Here is an 18,691-nt window from a genome sequence, read left to right as displayed (position 1 = left end):
GTCAGTCCGGGCGCCCGCGCCAGTCCAGGCAGACCACCGCGGCGTCGGACATCAACTCCCGGTTGCCGTAGTGCTCGACCAGCCCGGAGACGACCGCGCGGGCCGTCTCGTGCGGCGCCGCGGAGCGGGTGGCGCCGAGGATCTGGCGCAGGGCGCTCTCGCCGAACAGGGCACCGTCCGTCGAGCGGGTGCCGTGCACCCCGGAGCTGACCACGATGAGCCGGTCTCCCGGCTCCACCCGGAACGCCTGCTCCTGGTACTGGGTCTCCTCGAACATGCCCAGGGGGAGCTGGGCGTCCAGGGCGACGCGCTCCGTGTGCCCGTCACGCTGGCGGAACAGTTGGGGGGAGCCCGCGTCGACCGCGTGCACCGCGCCGGTGGCCAGGTCGAACCGCAGCAGCAGCGTGGAGGCGTACGCCTTGCCGCCGTACTGGGCGTACACGGCCTGGTCGGCCAGACACGCCTGGTCGGCCAGGCCGATGCCCGCGCGGCGGGCGTTGCGCAGGGCGCTGACCGTGAGACTGGTGAGCAGCGACGCCTCGATGCCCTGTCCCATGCCGTCGGTGACGGTCAGGACGAGGTGGTCGGCGCTGCCGGACCAGTCGAAGTTGTCGCCGCCGATGGAGTAGGCGGGTTCGAGGTGGGCGCCGATGGTGTACTCCGCGCGGGCGCAGCCCCGGCCGGGCAGGAGCTGCCACTGCATCTCGGCGGCGAGGGTGAGGCGACGGGTGCGGCGGGCCAGGAGGTAGAGGTCGGTGTCGCGGTCGGCGGTGGCCACCTCGTGGCCGAGTGCCGTGGCGAAGTCGCCGAGCCGCAGCACGGTGTCCGGATCGGCGGCGCCCGCGGGCAGTCGCACCGAGAGGACGCCCAGCCGGTCGCCGCGCACGGTGATCGGCAGATGCACCAGGAGGCCGGGCGGCGTGCGGAGCACCTCCACGACCGGGCTCTGGGTGAGGAAGGCGCTGCCCGCGGGGCCCTCGTGGGCGGGGACCGCGGGGCCGGTGTGGGGCAGATGGGACACCGGTTGCAGGACGGTCAGTCCGTAGTCGGCGAGCAGGAGCGTGACCTCCTGGGCCCCGGCCCGCTCGGCGAGGATCCGGCGGGCGGTGGCCACCAGCGCGTGCGGCGCGGCCACGCGCAGGTCGGCTTCCGGGGACGGAAGCGGTTCAAAGGCTGTCACGGTGTTCACCCTCTCGCCTCAAGACCTCCACGCTACCGCCCCTTTTCCGCGGCGGGCGGCGGGGAGGGGCCCGTTACGGGCAGCGCGCCCGCGGCGGCGGTCCGGGCCGCGTTCAAGGTGTACCGGTGCGCGGCGGTCCCGGCCGCGTTCACGGCGTACCGGTGCGCGGCGGCGGTCCCGGCCGTGCTCACGGGGCATCGGTGCGTGGCGGCGGTCCGGGCCGCGTTCACGGCGTACCGGTGCGCGGCGCGGGCAGGCCGGTGAGCCAGTCCGTGATGGTCACGGTGGTGCCCCGGCCGGGCCGGCTGTGCAGGGTCAGCTCCTGGACCAGCCGTCTGGCCCCGCTCAGGCCACTGCCCGGACCGTCGCCCGGGGAGCCGCCGGCCATGGCCCGCTCCACGTCCCGGATGCCCGGACCCGCGTCGGCGAAGGTCAGCCGCAGCCCGCGGCGGGTCCCGTCCCCGAGCGGTGTGATCTCCACGTGGCCGCCGCCGCCGTGCACGAGGGCGTTACGGGCCACCTCGCTGGCCGCGGTGACCAGCTTCGTCTGCTGCACCAGTCCGAAACCGAGGGCGGCGGCGGCCTGGCGCACCTGGCGGCGTACCCGGGCGAGATCCGCGTCGGAGCCGATCGGCAGGCACGCCGTCGCATCGAGTGGGGCCTGCATCACGCACCGTCTTCCACCGGAGCGGCCGCGGCCGCCGAGGACGTGCGGCCCCGCAGGGAGGGGGCGTGGAAAGGGGCCGGGCACCCGCTCGTCCGGTGCCGCGCACCACACCGCCCGCCGGCACGGCTGCCGGTGCCACTGCCCGGAACGGGCTTCGGCGGATGGCACCGGGGTCCGTCGGTCCGGGCCCGCTGCCGTGACCGGGCGCGGGGGGACGACCGCGCCCCGCGTCTGCCGGACGGTGCCGTCCGCCGGCTCCCCGCCGCCCGCCCCCTCGGGGGCGTGCCGTACTGCGCCACGCGTGTTCTCCCTGCTGCCGGTGGTGCGGTGCCGCCTGTCCTGCGGGCCTCGCGGGCCCGGCAAGTCCTGCGTGCGCTTCGGACCCGCGGGACGGCCGGCCGGTCGGCCGATCCGCGGACATCAGGCAATTATTGCCACCCGGCAAACACGGGTGCGAGGGTGTGGGTCCGGACGGCGCGTGACCGCCACCGCGGCCGGTCAGTTCCCGGCCGGCCGGCCGTGCCAGTCCAGGCAGACGATCAAGGCGTCGTCGTCCGGTGCGGGCCTGCCCCGGTGGCCGGTCAGCTCCCGCAGGATGGCCCGCGGCACCTCGGCCGCGGGCAGCAGCCGGGTGGAGTGGATGGCCCGGGCCAGTGCCGCGTCCCCGTACGCCTCGCCCTCCGGGCCGGCCACGGTGTGGACGCCGTCGCTGACGAAGAGGAGCCGGTCACCGGGTTCGGCCTGGAAGTCCTGCGCGACGTAGTCGGTCTCCTCGAACATGCCGAGGGGCAGCTGGGCGTCCAGGACGATGCGCTCGACCACCCCGTCACGCAGCCGCAGCAGCTGGGGGGAGCCGGCGTCCACCACGCTCGCCCGGCCGGTGGCGAGATCGAAGTCGAACATGAGGACCGACAGGTAACAGCGGCCCTGGTAGTGCGCGTAGACGGCCTGGTCGGCGAGGGCCGCCTGGTCCTCGATGGAGATGCCGGCCCGCCGGGCGTTGCGCAGGGCGTTGATGGCCAGGTTCGTCAGCAGGGACGCCTCTATGCCCTCGCCCATGCCGTTGGTGACGTACAGCATCAGGTGGTCGGCGCTGGCGGACCAGTCGAAGTTGTCACCGAAGATGGCGTAGGCGGGCTCCAGCTGGGCGCCCAGCTCGTATTCGGCCCGCGAGCAGGAGCGGCCGGGCAGGAGCTGCCACTGCATCTCGGCGGCCAGCGTCAGCCGGTCCTTCCGCCGGACCTGGAGGTACAGGTCGGTGTCCCGCTCGGCCACGATCACCTCGTGCCCGAGCATGTCGGCGATCTCGGCCAGCTCGGGCTCCGAGTGCCGTACGGCCCCGGCGTCCGGCAGGGTCACCGACAGCACGCCGAGCCGGTCGCCGCGCACGCTGACCGGCAGGTGCAGCCGCACCCGCCCGTCCCGCACCTCCTCGGGGTACGGCTTCTGCGAGCCGAAGGCCCGGCCGACCGGGCTGTTGTGCACCGACACCGGCTCCAGCGTGTGCGGCAGCACCGACACCGGCTGGAGCACCGTCAGGCCGTAGTCGGCCAGGTAGAGCTCGACGTCCTCCGCGCCGTACTGCTCGACCAGTACGGCGCGGATGGCGTCGAGCAGTGCATGGGGAGCCGCTGTGCGCAGCGCACGTTCAGCGGCCACGAGTCTGTTCATGATGGGAAATACACCTATCTTTCGCCGGACAAGGTATGTGCCTCGTTCACGAGGCGGAGCTTCCGGTCGGGCCGCGTCGGGCACCTCGGGGCACCCGGTGCCAGCGCTGCACCTAGTACGCTGACAGGCGCCCCAGTGCCTGCGAGAGTGTGACCGTGACTGCCTTCCGCCGCCGCCCAGAGCCCGATGAGGTCGCTCGGGTGACCACCACGGCCGTCGAGCTGCTGGAGGTCGTGTGGGGCCGGGCTTCCACCGCGCCCACCTCCGCGTCCCAGCTCCGGGTGCTGCACATCCTGGAGCACCACGACGGCATCAACCTGCGCACGCTCGCCGAGACCCTGGCGTCCACCCCGCCGTCCACCAGCCGGCTGTGCGACCGTCTGGTGGCCGCCGGGTTCGTCGAGCGGGTGGTGAGCCCGCAGGACCGGCGGGAAGTACGGCTGCACCTCAGCGGCCGGGGCCGCGCGTTCCTCGCCGACCTGCGGGCCCGCAGGGAGAAGGAACTGCGGAAGGTGCTGGCGGATATGCCCGCCGCCAAGCGGATCGCGCTGCTGGAGGGGCTGGAGGCGTTCTGCGCGACCGCGGCGACGCAGATACACGACGACGCCTCGGGCACGGGCAGCCGGACGGCCTGACCCGCGGTTCGCGGCGCCGGGGTCACCGCCGCCCTCAGGCGATGGCGACCAGTACACGGAGTGGTCTCCGTCCACCGGAGCATTCCACGTCCTTCCCCGCACACGTCCGACACGGTTACTTTGTTGCCTCGCGGCTATTGTTGTCAAACGGCAACAGTACGTCTGACAGCCCTTACCTCCACCCGGTTACCCCCGTCGCGGCGCGATCCGCCGTGGTTGTGCGGCACGTCTCCCGTCCGGGGGGCCCGGGGCACCTGGCCGCCGCCCGGCGCTCCCCACCCGGACCGGTGCCGGCCCGGACGCCGTGACCGCGGAGAACGCGCAGGTCCGCACGCGGAGTTGGCGGCCCCGCTCCCGGCCCGCCGGTCCCCCGGAACCCGCCGGTTCCCGGACGTAGGCTGACCGGCATGAGAATCCTCGGACTGTGCGGAAGTCTGCGTTCCGGTTCACTGAACGCGGCCGTCCTGCGCTCGGCGGCGGAGCTGACCCGGCCCCCGCGCGAACTCGTCGTCGCACCGCCCCTGGACCGGTTGCCCTTCTTCAACGCCGACGTCGAGGAGACCGCGCTGCCCGCGGCGGCGGCGGAGCTGCGAGCCGCGGCCGGTGCGGCGGACGCCCTGCTGATCGTCACGCCGGAGTACGCCCACGGCACCTCCGGCGTGCTCAAGAACGCGCTGGAATGGCTGATCGGCGGCGGCGAGGTCGACACCAAGCCGGTGGCCCTGGCGAGCGCGTCCCCCGCGGCGAGCGGCGGCGACCGGGCCCGTGCCTGGCTCGCGGAGACCCTCGCCGTGATGGGCGCCCGGGTGCTCCCGCGGGACCTGCGCGTCCCGCAGGCCACCTTGAAGATCGCCGGCGGCCGGATCACCGACGAGCCGACCCGCGCGGCCCTGGCCGCCCTCCTGGACGACCTCGCCCGGGCGGCGGCCCGGGCCCGCGAGGACGCCGCCCGCCTGGCCTGCTGAACCCGGGCGGCGGCCCGGACCGGCGAGGGTGCCGGCTGCCTGGCTTGCTGAATCCGGGTGGCGGTCCGGGCCCGCGAGGACGCCGCCCGCCTGGCCTGCTGAACCCGGGCGGCGGCCCGGACCGGCGAGGGTGCCGGCTGCCTGGCTTGCTGAACCCGGGTGGCGGTCCGGGCCCGCGAGGATGCCGACCGCCCGGCCCGCTGAGCCCCGGCCCCGGCTGCGGCCGGCGGGCCGCCGCCGGCTCACTCCTCGAACAGCGGCTCCTGCTCGCCCTGTGCCGTCCGGCGCAGCCGCCGGCCGCGCGCGCCCACCACCACGGCCGTCACCGCCGCCGTCACGCCCAGGGCGGCCGGGACCATCCAGCCGCGGTCGAGGACATGGCCTAGGGCGTGGTCCAGGGAGAGGCGGCCCGGTCCGGTGACGGCGAGACCGGCCGCCGTCACCCCCAGGCTCGCCGCCTGCTCGTAGCCGCCCTCCTGGGCGAAGAACCCGTTGGGCACGTGCACCGCCGCCGCGCCCGCCATCGCGCCGGCCGCCGCCGCGCCCGCGGCCGGTGTGGCGAGGCCGAGCGCCAGCAGCAGGCCGCCGCCCGTCTCCGCCAGGCCCGCCGCCGTGGCGCTCGCCTTGCCGGGCCGGTAGCCCACGGACTCCATGAACTGGCCCGTGCCCTCCAGACCGTGCCCGCCGAACCAGCCGAACAGCTTCTGCGCACCGTGCGCCGCCAGCACCCCGCCGGTGCCCAGCCGGAGCAGCAGCAGGCCCAGATCACGTCGGTCGTAACAGGTCACGGTGACTCCCAGCAGACGGGCGGACAGGCTCCCTCCCCACCCCACCCTCGCACCGCCGGTCACGCCCGTCCCGTCCTGACTGCCGTTCGGGTGGCGGCCCCGGGGGAGCGGTGCGTGTCCGCGCGTGCGCTGCGGCTCCTGGCGGTCCCGCCACGACGGCACGGACCGTGGGGCGCGACGGGATCGCCGTGCGCGCACTCGGCTTCGGCCGCCGGGCCTCCGGGGGCCGGCCGCGACCTCCCCGGGCGCCCTGGCCTGGCTGTGGGTCCACGGCCCGCGGGCCGTGCCCGCCCCCGGTTTCCGCACCGTCACCCGGGCCGAGGAGAACGCCGACGCGCTCGCGAAGGGCCCTCTCCCACGGCCCGGTTGACGGAGAACGGCCACCTGCCCGGCCGGTAACGGACCGGGCGGCCGGTACGGCGGGGCGGGCGGGCGGCGCGGGCGGTGCCGTGCCCGTTGCGCCGGCCGTCCGAATCGGCGCCGTACCGGCCCTCCGATCGCGAGAGCCCCGCTCGGCGCGGTGTACCTTCCCCGAGTGCGTGAAAGTTCCCGGCTCAGCCGGCGTGCCGTCCTCGGGCTGACGGCCGCCGCCCTGCCCCTGTCCATGGCCACCGAAGCCGCGGCGGCCACCGTCGTCGGCGGCGAACGCCTGGCCCGTACCGGCGTCCAGGCGCGCGGCGCCTCCGGACTGCCCGACAAGCTCACCGCCCGGTCCTGGCTGGTCGCCGACTGCGTGACCGGCGAGGTGCTCGCCTCCTTCGGCGCGCACCGGCGCCTCGCGCCGGCGTCCACGCTGAAGATGCTGTTCGCGGACACCGTGCTGAAGAAGTTCGACCGCACCGAGCGGTACCGGGTCACCGAGGCCGATCTCGCCGACGTCCCGGCCGGCTCCAGCCTCGTCGGCATCAAGCCCGGCATCACCTACACCGTCGAGCAGTTGTGGCAGGGCGTGTTCCTGCGCTCCGGCAACGACGCCGTGCACGTGCTGGCCCACATGAACGGCGGCATCGCCAAGACCGTCGCCGAGATGCAGGCCAGGGCCGCCGACCTCCAGGCCCTGGACACCCGCGTGGTCAGCCCCGACGGCTTCGACCACGAGGGCCAGCTCTCCTCGGCGTACGACCTGACGCTCTTCGCCCGCCACGGCCTGCGGGACGCCGAGTTCCGCCGCTACTGCGGCACGCGGACCGCCGACTTCCCGGCGGGCGGCAAGAAGACGTTCCAGATCCAGAACACCGACCGCCTGCTCACCGGGGCATGGGGGCTCAAGACGTACAACGGCCTGATCGGTGTGAAGAACGGCTACACCAGCCATGCCGGCAACACCTTCACCGGCGCGGCCACCCGGGGCGGGCGCACCCTGCTCGTCACCGTGATGCACCCGCAGGCCGGCGGCAACGGCGTCTACGAGGAGACCGCCGCGCTGCTCGACTGGGGCTTCGGACACGGGCGTTCGGCCCAGGCCGTCGGCATGCTGGTGGCACCGCTGAGCGAGGGCGGGGCGCGCACGGCCACGGAGCCCGCGCGGCCGCCGGTGCGCGCGGCGGCCGGCACACCCGGCGTGGCGGCCCCCGGCGGCCCGGCCTGGCCGGCCGTGGGCGCCGGCGCCGGCGCGCTCGCGCTGCTGGGCGCGGGAGCCTGGACCCTGCGCCGCCGCCGTACCCGGACCCCGGCGGCCGGCGAACCGGCGGGCCGGGGCAGACGCCGCCGCTGAGCGGAGGGCCGTCGTACGACACGGCGCGGCGGCCGTCCCCGCCGGCCGGTGTGTCCTCGCGTACGCCGCGAGGTGCACCCCCCTGGTCCGGTCCGGTGGTACGGCCGCCGGCCGCCTCCCCCCTCGGAAGTGGCTGCGGAACTCCCCTGCCCAACTGTGAAGTTCTGGTGGAGGGAAGTTGAGCACACGTCAGTTACGGCCGGCAATACCTCGGAGGGCCGGCGTCCGCCCGCGCGTGCGGACCGGCGCGGCTCAGCCCCGCCCGATGTACGGCATCGTCGTCGCCATCACCGTCGCGAACTGCACGTTCGCCTCCAGGGGCAGTTCCGCCATGTGCCGTACCGTGCGCGCCACGTCGGCCACGTCCATCACCGGTTCCGGGGCTACCTCCCCGTTTGCCTGGAGTACGCCCGTGCGCATCCGCTCCGTCATGTCGGTCGCCGCGTTGCCGATGTCGAGCTGGCCGACCGCGATCCGGTACGGCCGCCCGTCCAGGGACAGCGACTTGGTCAGCCCGGTCAGCGCGTGCTTGGTCGCGGTGTAGGCGACCGAGTGCGGCCGGGGCGCGTGCGCCGAGACGGAGCCGTTGTTGATGATCCGGCCGCCCTGCGGGTCCTGTTCCTTCATCCGCCGGTAGGCCGCCCGAGCGCACAGGAAGGCGCCGTTGAGGTTCGTGTCCACGACCTGCCGCCAGGCGTCGTACGACAGCTCCTCCACCGGGACCCCGCCGGGCCCGAAGGTGCCCGCGTTGTTGAACAGCAGGTCCACCCGGCCGAACCGCTCCACGGTGGCCGTGAACAGCCCCTCGACGTCCTCGGGCCGGGACACGTCGGTGGGCACGGCCAGCGCGGCGGCCCCCGGCACCAGTGCCGCCGTCCGGGCCAGCGGTGCGGCCCGCCGCCCGGCCAGTGCCACGGACCAGCCGGCGCGCAGCAGTTCCACGGCGACGGCCCGCCCGATCCCGGTCCCGGCGCCGGTCACCACTGCGGTCTTCGCGTTCCTGTCAGTCATGACTCCGCAGCGTAGGCCCCGCATCCGCGATGCGGAATCGGGTGTCCGCCATACGGTTGTCCGAGGGCTATCCGAGGGCTATCCGAGGGCTGTCCGACGGCTGTCGGCGGTTATCCGGCGGCGGCCACCGTCGCGTCCGCCCGCTCCTCGCCGGGGTAGCGCACCCCGATCCGCTCCCGCACCGCGTCCAGCGTGCGCATCACCGCGAGCGTCCCCTCCAGCGGCACCAGCGGCGACTCCTTCTCACCCGCGCGCAGCGCCCGCATGACCTCCCGCGCCTCGTGCCGCAGGCTGGTGCGCGGCCCGTCGGCGGGGTCGGCGGCGAACTCCTCGGGGTCACGGCCGTCGCGGTGCAGCACGAACCGCTCCGGATGGAAGAACCCGGACGGGACGTCGATCCGGCCGCGCGTGCCGGTCACCGACGCGGTCACCGCCGTACCGCCGGCGATCGAGCAGTGCACCGAGGCGAGCGCGCCGCTCTCCCAGGACAGCAGGGCGCCCGTCTGGAGGTCGACGCCCTCGGGCGAGAGCACCGCGCTCGCGGTGACCGTGTCCGGCTCGCCCAGCAGCAGGTGCGCGAACGACACCGGGTACACGCCCAGATCCAGCAGCGCGCCGCCGCCCAGCGCCGGGTCCCGCAGCCGGTGCGCGGCCGGGAACGGCCCGGCGATCCCGAAGTCCGCCTGCACCGTGCGCACCTCGCCGATCGCCCCGTCCGCCACCAGCTCCGTCAGCCGCCGGACCAGCGGATTGCAGTACATCCACATCGCCTCCATCAGGAAGCGGTCGTGCTCCCGCGCCAGTGCGACGAGTTCCGCCGCCTCGCGCAGGTTCAGCGTGAACGGCTTCTCGCACAGCACGTTCCGGCCCGCCGCCAGGCACAGGCCGGCCGCCGCCCGGTGCGCCACGTGCGGAGTGGCGACGTACACCACGTCGACGTCCGGGTCCGCGGCCAGCGACTCCCAGTCGCCGTACGCGCGTTCCGCCCCGCACCGCTCGGCGAACGCCTCGGCCGACTCCCGCCGGCGGGAGGCCACCGCCGCGATCTCCGCGTCCGGCAGATCGACCAGATCCGCGGCGAACGCCGCCGCGATCCCGCCGGTCGCCAGGATCCCCCACCGCACGTTCCGCTCCGCCATCGCCGTCCCGCCCTCGCTCATCCGTGCCTCGGCAGTGTGTACGAGCTGAGAGCATAGGTGCCGGTCGCGTCCGCGACAGCGATGTCAGCGAAGAGGGAGGGGCACATGCCGGAGCACACGGCGGCACCGACACCGGACACGCGGCGGGAGGGGGCGACGGCCCGGCCGGCGGCCGGCGTCCGCCGCACCGGACTGCTCGTCACCTTCCTCCTGGGCGGCCTCACCGCGACCCCGCCCCTCGCGATGGACATGTACCTCCCGTCCCTGCCGGAGGTCACCCACGCGCTGCACGCGCCCGCCGCCACCGTCCAGCTCACCCTCACCGCGTGCCTGCTCGGCATGGCCCTCGGACAGCTCGTGGTCGGCCCGATGAGCGACCGCTGGGGCCGCCGCCGGCCGCTGCTCGCCGGCCTCGCCGTCTACGTCGTCGCCACCGCCCTGTGCGCACTCGCCCCGAACGTGGAGACCCTGGTCGCCTTCCGGCTGGCCCAGGGACTCGGGGGCGCGGCCGGGATCGTCATCGCGCGTGCCGTCGTCCGCGATCTCCACGACGGCGTGGCCATGGCCCGCTTCTTCTCCACCCTGATGCTGATCTCCGGGGTCGCCCCGGTCGTGGCACCGCTCATCGGCGGGCAACTGCTGCGGGTGACGGACTGGCGGGGCGTGTTCGTCGTCCTCACCGTGGTCGGCGCCGCGCTCGCCGCGCTCGTCTGGCTGCGGCTGCCCGAGACGCTGGAGCCCGCCGGCCGGCACAGCGGCGGCGCGGGCGAGGCCCTGCGGTCGATGCGCGCCCTCCTCGCCGACCTGCCCTTCACCGGCTACATGCTGGCCGGCGGCTTCACCTTCGCCGCGCTGTTCGCGTACATATCCGCCTCGCCCTTCGTCGTCCAGGAGATCTACGGCGCCTCCCCGCAGACCTTCAGCCTGCTGTTCGGCCTGAACTCCATCGGCCTGGTGATCACCGGGCAGGTCAACGGCAAGCTGCTGGTGGGCCGGGTCAGCCTGGACAAGGTGTTCGCCGTCGGCCTCGCGGTGATCGCGCTCGCGGCCACCGCCCTGCTGCTGATGGCCTCCGGCGTCTTCGGCGACACGGGTCTCGTCCCGGTCGCCGCGGCCCTCTTCGTACTGATGTCCGCCATGGGCATCACCCTGCCCAACGCGCAGTCCCTCGCCCTGCAGCGCACCCGGCACGCCGCCGGTTCCGCCTCCGCGCTGCTCGGCACCTCCTCCTTCCTCGTCGGCGCGGTCGCCTCGCCGCTCGTCGGCGTCGCGGGGGAGCGCACCGCCGTGCCCATGGCGGTGGTCCAACTGGCCGGGGCACTGGTCGCGGCGGTCTGCTTCATGGGAATGTGCCGTCCCTGGACGACACGGAAGACCAGCCGTGCGGGCGCGGAGGGAGACATGAGCTGAGCGCACCGAGACTGCGCGCCGGCACACCGGAACGCGCCGGGCTCGACCCCGTCGCGCTCGGGCACCTGGCCGCCGGGGCGCGCGCCCTCACCGCCGGTGAGCGCCCGTGGGCGGCCGGCGCCGTCGTGCTGGCCGGCCGCGGGCCCGTGATCGCCGTGGCCGAGGCCACCGGCTGGGCGGTCCGCTACGCCCGCCACGACCCGGGGACCGGCACCGGTGTCGAACTGCCGCCCGCCGCCCGGGTCCCGGCCGCCCTCGACACCCGCTTCGACCTGGCCTCCCTCACCAAGCTGTTCACCTCGGTGGCCGCGGTGCAGCAGATCGAGCGCGGCACGCTCGGCATCGACACCCGCGTCGGCGACTGCCTGCCCGACTTCCACGCCGCCGTCGCGCACGGCATCACGGTACGGCAGCTCCTCACACACACCTCCGGGCTGCGCCCCGAACTCCCCCTGTACGACTGCCCGGACGACGCCACCCGGCTGGACCTGCTGCGCGCCGAGGCCCCGGTGGCCGCGCCGGGCACGTACCGGTACTCGGACCTGAACATGCTGCTGCTCCAGTCCGTCCTGGAGCGGATCACCGGCCGCCCCCTGGACGTCCTCGTGCGGGACGGCATCACCCGCCCGCTCGGCATGGCCGCCACCGCGTTCGGCCCCTGCCCCGGCGCCGCGGCCACCGAGGACCAGCGGCGGCCGTGGGCCAAGGCCGACCGGGGCATGCTGCGGGGCGTGGTCCACGACGAGAACGCGTGGGCACTCGGCGGGGTCGCCGGGCACGCCGGACTGTTCTCCACCGCCCCCGACCTCGCCGTCTTCTGCCGCGCCCTGCTCGCCGGCGGCTCCTACGGCCCCGCGCGCATCCTCGGCCAGGACTACGTGGAGCTGCTGTTCACCCCGCCCGGCCTGGGCTTCGCCGTGGACCAGCCGTCCTTCATGGGCGCGCTCGCCGGCCGCGGCGCCGCGGGCCACACCGGCTTCACCGGCACGTCCCTGGTCGTGGACCCGGCCACGGACACGTTCCTGATCCTGCTGGCCAACACGGTCCACCCCAGCCGCCGCCCGGCGGACAACGGCCCACGCGCCGCCCTGGCAACCCTGCTGTCCCAAGCCGTGATCTGACCCCACCCACGGTGCCCATCCGCCCCGGCCGGTCCGCCCGCACCGGTGCTTCGGCACCGGGGCGCCGGACCGCCCGCCCGCCGCTCCGAACGGCTCGCCGGCGGCGCCGGACTCCCGCCCGCACCGGTGGTTCGGCACCGCGGGGCCGGACCTCTGCCCGCGTCGGTGGCTCGGCACTGCGGTGCCGGGGTGCCCGCCCGTACCGGCGGCTCCGCGCCGGGGCGCGGCGCTGGTCCGCCCGCCCGGCTGGTCCGCCCGCCTTCGTCGCCGGTCTGCCGGCCCGCCTGCACCGGCGACTCGGCACCGCGGCGGGGGGCCGCTCGCCCGCGCCAGCGGCTCGGCACCGTGGGGCCGGGGTGCCCGGCCGTACCGGCGAGGCCGCGCCGGGGCGCGGCGCTGGTCCGCCCGCCCGGTTGGTCCGCCCGCCTTCGTCGCCGGTCTGCCGGCCCGCCTGCACCGGCGACTCGGCACCGCGGCGCGGGGCCGCTCGCCCGCGCGGCGGTTCGGCACCGTGGGGCCGGGGTGCCCGCCCGTACCGGCGAGGCCGCGCCGGGGCGCGGCGCTGGTCCGCCCGCCGGCCCACCCGCCCGCGGCTCCGGACGGCTCGCTCGCGGCGCCGGGTCCCCGCCCGCGCGGCGGTTCGGCACCGGGGTGCCGGGCCGCCCGGCCGCGCCAGCGGATCAGCACTGCGGCGTCTGCACACCCCCGCCCCACGGGGCCGGGGTGCCGTACCGGCGGCCCTGCGGCCCGGTGGGGCGCCGTAGAATCGCCAGGTGAACGACCCCACCTCCGCGGCCGCGGTGCTCCGTGCCGCCCTGGCCGAGTTGCTGGACGGGCTGCCGGCCAGGGAGACGGCCGCCGCCGTGGACCGGCTGATCGCCCACTACCGCGGCGACACCCCGACCCACGCCCCGATCCTGCGCGACCGCGCCGACGTCGCCGCGTACGCCGCCTACCGGATGCCGGCCACCTTCGAGGCGGTCCGCTCCGCGCTCGCCGCGTTCGCCGCCGCCGTGCCCGGCTGGAGTCCGGCCGGCCACACCGACGTCGGCGGCGGCACCGGCGCCGCCACCTGGGCCGTCACCGCGACCTGGCCCGGCGGGCGCCCCGTCACCGTGCTGGACTGGGCCGAGCCCGCCATCGCCCTCGGCCGCGAGCTGGCCGCCGCCCGGCCGGCCCTCGCGGACGCCCGCTGGCGGCGCGCCCGGATCGGCGCCGACCTCACCCTGGACGACACCGACCTGGTCACCGTGTCGTACGTCCTCAACGAGCTGACGCAGGCCGACCGCGCCGCCCTCGTCGACGCCGCCGCCCGCGCCGCCCGGTCCGTCGTCATCGTGGAGGCCGGCACCCCGGCCGGCTACGCCCGGGTCATCGAGGCCCGCGACCGGCTGATCCGGGCCGGCTTCCGGATCGCCGCGCCCTGTCCGCACAGCGCCGCCTGCCCCATCGCGCCCGGCACCGACTGGTGCCACTTCGCCGCCCGGGTCGGCCGCTCCTCGCTGCACCGCCAGGTCAAGGGCGGCTCGCTGGCGTACGAGGACGAGAAGTTCTCCTACGTCGCCGCCACCCGGCTGCCCGCCGCGCCGGCCGCCGCCCGCGTGGTCCGGCGCCCGCAGATCCGCAAGGGCCAGGTGCTGCTGGACCTGTGCGAGAGCGGGGAGCGGCTGGACCGCACCACCGTCACCAAGCGCCACGGCGACCTGTACAAGGCGGCCCGGGACGCCGCCTGGGGCGACGCCTGGCCGCCGGACGGCTCCGCGTCGTAGTCCGCCCGGACCGCTTGTTACTTTCGACGCCATGGTCGACAAGCCCGCCCCCGATGCCACCCGCCGCAGCGAGAAGTCCCGCCGGGCGATCTACGCCGCCGCCCTCGCGCTGGTCGGCGAGGTCGGCTATCCGAAGACCACCGTCGAGCGCATCGCCGCCCGGGCCGGCGTCGGCAAGCAGACCATCTACCGCTGGTGGTCCTCCAAGGCGGACGTCCTGCTGGAGGCGTTCCTCGACCTCGCCGGACAGACCGCCGAGGCGGCCGGGCAGGAGCCGTACGCCATCCCGGACACCGGCGACCTGGCCGCCGACCTCAAGGCGGTGCTGCGGGCCACGGTGGACGAGCTGCACGACCCGCGCTTCGAGGTGCCGACGCGGGCGCTGACGGCGGAGGGCGTGGTGAACGAGCAGGTCGGCCGCGCGTTCGTGACCGCGCTGCTCGAACCGCAGCTCCAGCTCTACGTCGCCCGGCTGCGCGCGGCCCAGGACGCCGGGCAGGTACGGCCCGACGTGGACCCCCGGATCGCGCTGGAGCTGTTCGTGTCGCCCCTCGCCCAGCGCTGGCTGCAGCGGACCGGGCCGATCTCCCACGCCTACACGGACACCCTGGTCGACTACGCCCTGCACGGCATCGCGCCCCGCTGACGCGCCCCCGCGCACGACCGCCGGCCCGTGCGATCCCGTCCGCCGCGCCCCCCGGTCCGCGCGAAGATGGGACGATGAGGCATGCTGTCCGCACAGCAGCGAGGCCACCACGGGACCGAGGGGATAGATGAGCGACACGTTCGGCGGCCACACCGGCCGGCAGGGCAGACTCTCCCAGTGGCTGCGCGGACGCCGCCCGAAGGAGGCCGACGCCGCCGGGGACGGCGGCCGGGAGGCCCTGCTGCTCGCCGCCGCCGGCGCGGGTCTGCCGCTCGCCCCCGCCGCCCATCCCGCGCCGGGCTACCGCTGCTCCTGCGACCGCGTCGGCTGTCCCACCCCGGCCCGGCACCCGGTGTCGTTCGCCTGGCAGACGCAGTCCACCACCGACCGCGGCCAGATCGAGCGCTGGGCCCGGCACCAGCCGCAGGCGAACTTCATCACCGCCACCGGCATGGTGCACGACGTGCTCGACGTGCCCCTCGACGCCGGCCGGGAGGCTCTTCAGCGCCTGCTCGCCTCCGGTGTGGAGGTCGGCCCGGTCGCCGAGAGCGACGACGGCCGCATGCTGTTCTTCACCCTCACCCGGGGCACCCCGGAGGACGAGGACGAGTGGTGGCCGTGCGAGCTGGACTGCCACCCGGAGACGATGGACGAGCACCCCGGCCTGCGCTGGCACTGCCGGGGCTCCTACGTCCTGGTGCCGCCCGCCCGGCTGCCCGGCGACGACGGCCAGCGGGTGCGCTGGGTGCGCGGCCCCGAGCATCCGCTGCCCGACCCGCTGAGCCTGCTGGAGGCGCTCACCGACGCCTGCGCCCGGCACGCCGGCACCGACCAGCAGGGCAGCACCTGGCCGCTGCACCGCTGACCGGTCCGCCGGTGGCTCACCCGCCCTGTGCGGCCGTCAGCCCCTGCACCCGCCCCAGCATCCGCACCGGACCGCTGCCGGCCGGGTCGTACACGGCCTCGTTGGCGATCGACTCCAGCGTCAGGGACTGCTTGACCTCGCCCTTGATCAGGGCCCGCACGTCCCGGTCGGGCACCGGCACGGTGGCACCCGGGTAGGCGGTCTGCTTCTCGTAGTGGTGCGTGGTGAAGAACACCAGCGCGCCGCCGTCCGCCGTGCGCAGCGCCAGCGGCGCGTAGTCGCCGTGGGTGAGCGGTGCGTCGATGAACTGCCGGACCAGGCCGGGCTTGCGGGCCGCCTTCGCGCGCTCCGCGCGCAGCCCGCTGGTGCCGCGGCCGTCCGCGAAGGTCTTCCCGCCGCTCTTCAGATAGGCCGCGTACGCCTTGCTCAGCGCGTCCGGGCGCACGGCCAGCCGCCCGGTGCCGGCGGGCACCGCCTCGGCCCAGCCGGCCTCGCCGGTGCGGAACTCGGGCACGGTCCCCGGCGCCATCAGCGTCAGGTACGCCACCCGCCACCGCTCGCCGAGGTCGCCGCGGGTGAACACCAGCACCCAGCGGTAGTCGCCGCCCTTGTTGCCCCGGGCGTCGGCGACGAACCAGCGGGGCCAGCCGGCCTTCTCGGGGATCGTGATCTTCACATCGGTCAGCGTCAGCGGGGTGTGCCGCGGATTTCCGGACGGGCTGTTGACGTGCCCGGCCCTCAGCCGGGCGGAGTCGATCGCGGCGAGGGCGCCGGTGACATAGGGCGCGTCCACCGAACGGTCGTAGGTCTGGTCGGCCTTGTTGTACGCGGCGGTGAAGGCGGTGAGCGCCCTGGCGGCCTCGGCGCGCGTGGCGGCGGGCAGCACCTCGCGCTCGCCGTGCACCACCACGCAGCCGCTCGCCGTCAGCGACAAAGCGGTCAGCGAGGCCGCTATGAGTGCGTTCCGCTCACGCCTGCGAAGCCGTCGACGGCTGCGTTCCCTGGTCATCGGGCTCCCTCACCTTCCCCTTCCCGGAGGCGAACCCTACCGGGGAGAGGAATAGCCCGAGCACCGGGACCAGATACAGCGCCCACACCGTGATCTGGACGACCGTCGGGTCCGGCTGGAAGTTGAACACGCCCTTCAGCAGCGTGCCGTACCAGCTGTCCGGCGGGATGGTGTCGCTGATGTCGAACGCCAGGTCGGTCAGGCCCGGGATCCAGCCGGCCTCCTGGAGGTCGTGGAAGCCGTACGCCAGCACGCCCGCCGCGACCACCACCAGCATGCCGCCGGTCCAGGTGAAGAACTTCGCCAGGTTGATCTTCAGCGCGCCCCGGTAGAACAGCCAGCCCAGCAGGACGGCCGTGGCGAGGCCGAGGGCGACCCCGGCCAGCGGGCGCGGGGTGCCGTCGGAGGCCGCGTGCACCGACGCCCACACGAACAGCGCGGTCTCCAGGCCCTCCCGGCCGACGGCGAGGAACGCGGTGGCGACCAGCGCGCCGGTGCCGAGGGCGAGGGCCGCGTCCAGCTTGCCGTGCAGCTCCGACCTCAGGTGCCGGGCGGTGCGCCGCATCCAGAACACCATCCAGGTCACCAGGCACACGGCGAGGACCGACAGGGAGCCGCCGAGCGCCTCCTGCGCCTGGAAGGTCAGTTCCTGCGAGCCGAACTCCAGCGCGCAGCCGAAGCCCATGGCGATGACGACGGCCACACCGATGCCGGCCCAGATCGGCTTCAGGGCGTCCTTGCGGCCGGTCTTGACCAGATAGGCGATCAGGATGCAGACGACGAGCGACGCCTCAAGGCCCTCGCGCAGGCCGATCAGGTAGTTGGAGAACACGGACTACGCCTCCTTCGAGAACAGCGTGCTGCCCCACCAGTCGTCCGCGTCGCGGACGCCGGGCGGGATCGCGAAGACCGCCGAACCCACGTGCTGGATGTACTCGTTGAGCGCGTCGTGCGCCGACAGTCGGCGCTGGAGCGGGATGAAGCCCTTGCGCACGTCCCGCTGGTAGGCGAGGAAGAACAGGCCCGCGTCGAGCCGGCCAAGCCCGTCCGTGCCGTCGGTGAAGGAGTAGCCCCGGCGCAGGATCGTGATCCCGCCGTTGGCGTCCGGGTGCGCGAGCCGCACGTGCGCGTCGGGCTTCATCGCCTTCAGGAACGGCTCGTCGTGCTCCTTGGGCTTGCCGACCGGGGCGCCCTCGCGCTTGTCGCGGCCGAAGACGTCCTCCTGCTCCTGCAGCGAGGTGCGGTCCCAGGTCTCGATGTTCATCCGGATACGCCGGGCGACCAGGTACGACCCGCCGGTCATCCACTCCGGCCCGTCGCCGTCGCCGACCCAGACGAACTTGTCCAGCCGGCCGGTCTCGGTGCCCGCGATATTGCGGGTGCCGTCCTTGAAGCCGAAGAGGTTGCGCGGGGTCTGCGCGCCCGGCGTGGTGGAGGAGGTCTTGCCGAAGCCGAGCTGGGACCAGCGCACGGCCACCGTGCCGAAGCCGATCCGGGCCAGGTTGCGGATGGCGTGCACGGCCACCTGCGGGTCGTCGGCGCACGCCTGCACGCACAGGTCGCCGCCGGTGCGGGAGCGGTCCAGGTTGTCCCCGGGGAACCGGGGCAGGTCGGCCAGGGCCGCCGGCCGCTTCCCGGCCAGATCGAACCGGTCGAAGAGGGACGGCCCGAAGCCGATGGTCAGCGTCAGCCGGGACGGGGCGAGCCCGAGCGCCTCGCCGGTGTCGTCGGGCGGCGCCTCGGCGAGCCCGCCGTAGGCGCCCTCGCCGACCGGCTTGCCGGCGGTCATCCGGCGGGCCGCGGCCGTCCACTCCTTCAGCATCCGGACGAACTCGTCGCGGTCCTCGGTCTTCACGTCGAACGCGGCGAAGTGCAGCCGGTCCTGGACCGGGGTGGCGATGCCGGCCTGGTGGGCGCCGTGGAACTCCACCGCGCCGCCCGTCTCGGCGGCCACCGGGTCCACGTCGTCGCCCGCCTTGGCCATCGCCACCGCGCCGCCGGCCGCCGCGGCCCCGAGCGCGAGCCCGGCCCCGCCCCAGCCGATCAGCGCCCGGCGCGACGGAGTCCCGCCCTGTGTCTCGGTCATCGCTGTGCCCTCCTG

At 75.3% G+C, this 18,691-nt stretch carries 17 protein-coding genes; 8 read left to right on the top strand and 9 right to left on the bottom strand.

The features are described from left to right. Window position 1: 1 nt before the first annotated feature. The 3 genes from ACH4OA_RS31740 to ACH4OA_RS31730 form a co-directional block, all read right to left on the bottom strand. Complete coding sequence (locus ACH4OA_RS31740; RefSeq protein ID WP_397943348.1) at window positions 2–1,189, bottom strand: PP2C family protein-serine/threonine phosphatase; 1,188 nt, start codon at window positions 1,187–1,189, stop codon at window positions 2–4. A 217-nt stretch (window positions 1,190–1,406) separates the two neighbouring features. After that, entirely contained in the window at window positions 1,407–1,847 is a 441-nt protein-coding gene (locus ACH4OA_RS31735) for an ATP-binding protein (protein ID WP_397943429.1), read from the bottom strand. Between the two features lie 498 nt (window positions 1,848–2,345). Continuing rightward, window positions 2,346–3,518, bottom strand: coding sequence for a PP2C family protein-serine/threonine phosphatase (locus tag ACH4OA_RS31730; RefSeq protein ID WP_397972779.1), 1,173 nt, complete (start codon window positions 3,516–3,518; stop codon window positions 2,346–2,348). A gap of 200 nt (window positions 3,519–3,718) precedes the next feature. Here ACH4OA_RS31730 and ACH4OA_RS31725 point away from each other — a divergent pair, with 200 nt between their 5' ends. Together ACH4OA_RS31725 and ACH4OA_RS31720 are read left to right on the top strand one after the other, a co-directional pair. Further along, complete coding sequence (locus ACH4OA_RS31725) at window positions 3,719–4,153, top strand: MarR family transcriptional regulator (RefSeq protein ID WP_397943352.1); 435 nt, start codon at window positions 3,719–3,721, stop codon at window positions 4,151–4,153. 407 nt (window positions 4,154–4,560) lie between these two features. Next, window positions 4,561–5,118, top strand: coding sequence for an NADPH-dependent FMN reductase (locus tag ACH4OA_RS31720; RefSeq protein ID WP_397943353.1), 558 nt, complete (start codon window positions 4,561–4,563; stop codon window positions 5,116–5,118). A gap of 242 nt (window positions 5,119–5,360) precedes the next feature. Here ACH4OA_RS31720 and ACH4OA_RS31715 read toward each other — a convergent pair whose 3' ends face one another. After that, window positions 5,361–5,906, bottom strand: a complete 546-nt coding sequence (locus tag ACH4OA_RS31715) for a DoxX family protein (protein ID WP_397943354.1) — start codon at window positions 5,904–5,906, stop codon at window positions 5,361–5,363. Window positions 5,907–6,441: 535 nt separating this feature from the next. On the opposite strand from ACH4OA_RS31715, the gene ACH4OA_RS31710 reads away from it, so the two are divergent. Then, window positions 6,442–7,620: a D-alanyl-D-alanine carboxypeptidase family protein gene (locus tag ACH4OA_RS31710; RefSeq protein WP_397945675.1), complete on the top strand. Its 1,179-nt coding sequence runs from the start codon at window positions 6,442–6,444 to the stop codon at window positions 7,618–7,620. Between the two features lie 252 nt (window positions 7,621–7,872). Here ACH4OA_RS31710 and ACH4OA_RS31705 read toward each other — a convergent pair whose 3' ends face one another. Beyond that, window positions 7,873–8,631 carry an SDR family oxidoreductase gene (locus ACH4OA_RS31705; RefSeq protein WP_397943358.1) on the bottom strand — a complete coding sequence of 253 codons (759 nt, stop codon included), beginning with the start codon at window positions 8,629–8,631 and terminating at the stop codon, window positions 7,873–7,875. 110 nt (window positions 8,632–8,741) lie between these two features. Beyond that, window positions 8,742–9,770, bottom strand: a complete 1,029-nt coding sequence (locus tag ACH4OA_RS31700; RefSeq protein ID WP_397972816.1) for a Gfo/Idh/MocA family protein — start codon at window positions 9,768–9,770, stop codon at window positions 8,742–8,744. 105 nt (window positions 9,771–9,875) lie between these two features. On the opposite strand from ACH4OA_RS31700, the gene ACH4OA_RS31695 reads away from it, so the two are divergent. From ACH4OA_RS31695 to ACH4OA_RS31675, 5 genes are all read left to right on the top strand, one after another. Continuing rightward, window positions 9,876–11,180 (top strand): multidrug effflux MFS transporter, encoded by a 1,305-nt coding sequence (locus ACH4OA_RS31695; RefSeq protein WP_365878504.1) that lies wholly within the window; start codon window positions 9,876–9,878, stop codon window positions 11,178–11,180. After that, a complete protein-coding gene (locus ACH4OA_RS31690; protein ID WP_397972777.1) occupies window positions 11,120–12,301 on the top strand; it encodes a serine hydrolase domain-containing protein in 1,182 nt (393 codons plus the stop codon). Before ACH4OA_RS31695 ends, ACH4OA_RS31690 begins: the two co-directional genes overlap by 61 nt. A 773-nt stretch (window positions 12,302–13,074) precedes the next feature. Then, window positions 13,075–14,070: a small ribosomal subunit Rsm22 family protein gene (locus ACH4OA_RS31685; RefSeq protein ID WP_397972774.1), complete on the top strand. Its 996-nt coding sequence runs from the start codon at window positions 13,075–13,077 to the stop codon at window positions 14,068–14,070. Window positions 14,071–14,101: 31 nt separating this feature from the next. Then, window positions 14,102–14,716, top strand: a complete 615-nt coding sequence (locus ACH4OA_RS31680) for a TetR/AcrR family transcriptional regulator (RefSeq protein WP_365878294.1) — start codon at window positions 14,102–14,104, stop codon at window positions 14,714–14,716. 127 nt (window positions 14,717–14,843) lie between these two features. Further along, window positions 14,844–15,581, top strand: coding sequence for a bifunctional DNA primase/polymerase (locus ACH4OA_RS31675; protein WP_397943363.1), 738 nt, complete (start codon window positions 14,844–14,846; stop codon window positions 15,579–15,581). Between the two features lie 16 nt (window positions 15,582–15,597). On the opposite strand, the gene ACH4OA_RS31670 is transcribed toward ACH4OA_RS31675, so the two are convergent. From ACH4OA_RS31670 to efeB, 3 genes are read right to left on the bottom strand one after another with little or no spacing between them, the layout of a single operon-like run. After that, window positions 15,598–16,590: a hypothetical protein gene (locus ACH4OA_RS31670; protein WP_397943365.1), complete on the bottom strand. Its 993-nt coding sequence runs from the start codon at window positions 16,588–16,590 to the stop codon at window positions 15,598–15,600. Further along, window positions 16,550–17,422 carry an iron uptake transporter permease EfeU gene (gene efeU / locus ACH4OA_RS31665; RefSeq protein WP_397972772.1) on the bottom strand — a complete coding sequence of 291 codons (873 nt, stop codon included), beginning with the start codon at window positions 17,420–17,422 and terminating at the stop codon, window positions 16,550–16,552. Before efeU ends, ACH4OA_RS31670 begins: the two co-directional genes overlap by 41 nt. A 3-nt stretch (window positions 17,423–17,425) precedes the next feature. Continuing rightward, window positions 17,426–18,676: an iron uptake transporter deferrochelatase/peroxidase subunit gene (gene efeB / locus ACH4OA_RS31660; protein ID WP_397972769.1), complete on the bottom strand. Its 1,251-nt coding sequence runs from the start codon at window positions 18,674–18,676 to the stop codon at window positions 17,426–17,428. Between the last annotated feature and the right edge of the window lie 15 nt (window positions 18,677–18,691).

The sequence above is a fragment of the Streptomyces sp. NPDC017095 genome, assembly GCF_044332325.1.
Taxonomy (GTDB): Bacteria; Actinomycetota; Actinomycetes; order Streptomycetales; family Streptomycetaceae; genus Streptomyces.
The sequence above is the reverse complement of the archived record's forward strand: the minus strand, read 5'-3'. Positions and strand labels throughout refer to the sequence as shown.

Excerpts from the sequence above, each read along its gene's own strand:
- ACH4OA_RS31675 (WP_397943363.1), top strand. The coding sequence starts at position 14,844 with ATGAGCGACACGTTCGGCGGCCACACCGGCCGGCAGGGCAGACTCTCC.
- ACH4OA_RS31700 (WP_397972816.1), bottom strand. The coding sequence starts at position 9,770 with ATGGCGGAGCGGAACGTGCGGTGGGGGATCCTGGCGACCGGCGGGATC.
- ACH4OA_RS31735 (WP_397943429.1), bottom strand. The coding sequence starts at position 1,847 with ATGCAGGCCCCACTCGATGCGACGGCGTGCCTGCCGATCGGCTCCGAC.
- ACH4OA_RS31705 (WP_397943358.1), bottom strand. The coding sequence starts at position 8,631 with ATGACTGACAGGAACGCGAAGACCGCAGTGGTGACCGGCGCCGGGACC.
- ACH4OA_RS31695 (WP_365878504.1), top strand. The coding sequence starts at position 9,876 with ATGCCGGAGCACACGGCGGCACCGACACCGGACACGCGGCGGGAGGGG.
- ACH4OA_RS31670 (WP_397943365.1), bottom strand. The coding sequence starts at position 16,590 with ATGACCAGGGAACGCAGCCGTCGACGGCTTCGCAGGCGTGAGCGGAAC.
- ACH4OA_RS31730 (WP_397972779.1), bottom strand. The coding sequence starts at position 3,518 with ATGAACAGACTCGTGGCCGCTGAACGTGCGCTGCGCACAGCGGCTCCC.
- efeB (WP_397972769.1), bottom strand. The coding sequence starts at position 18,676 with ATGACCGAGACACAGGGCGGGACTCCGTCGCGCCGGGCGCTGATCGGC.
- ACH4OA_RS31680 (WP_365878294.1), top strand. The coding sequence starts at position 14,102 with ATGGTCGACAAGCCCGCCCCCGATGCCACCCGCCGCAGCGAGAAGTCC.
- ACH4OA_RS31720 (WP_397943353.1), top strand. The coding sequence starts at position 4,561 with ATGAGAATCCTCGGACTGTGCGGAAGTCTGCGTTCCGGTTCACTGAAC.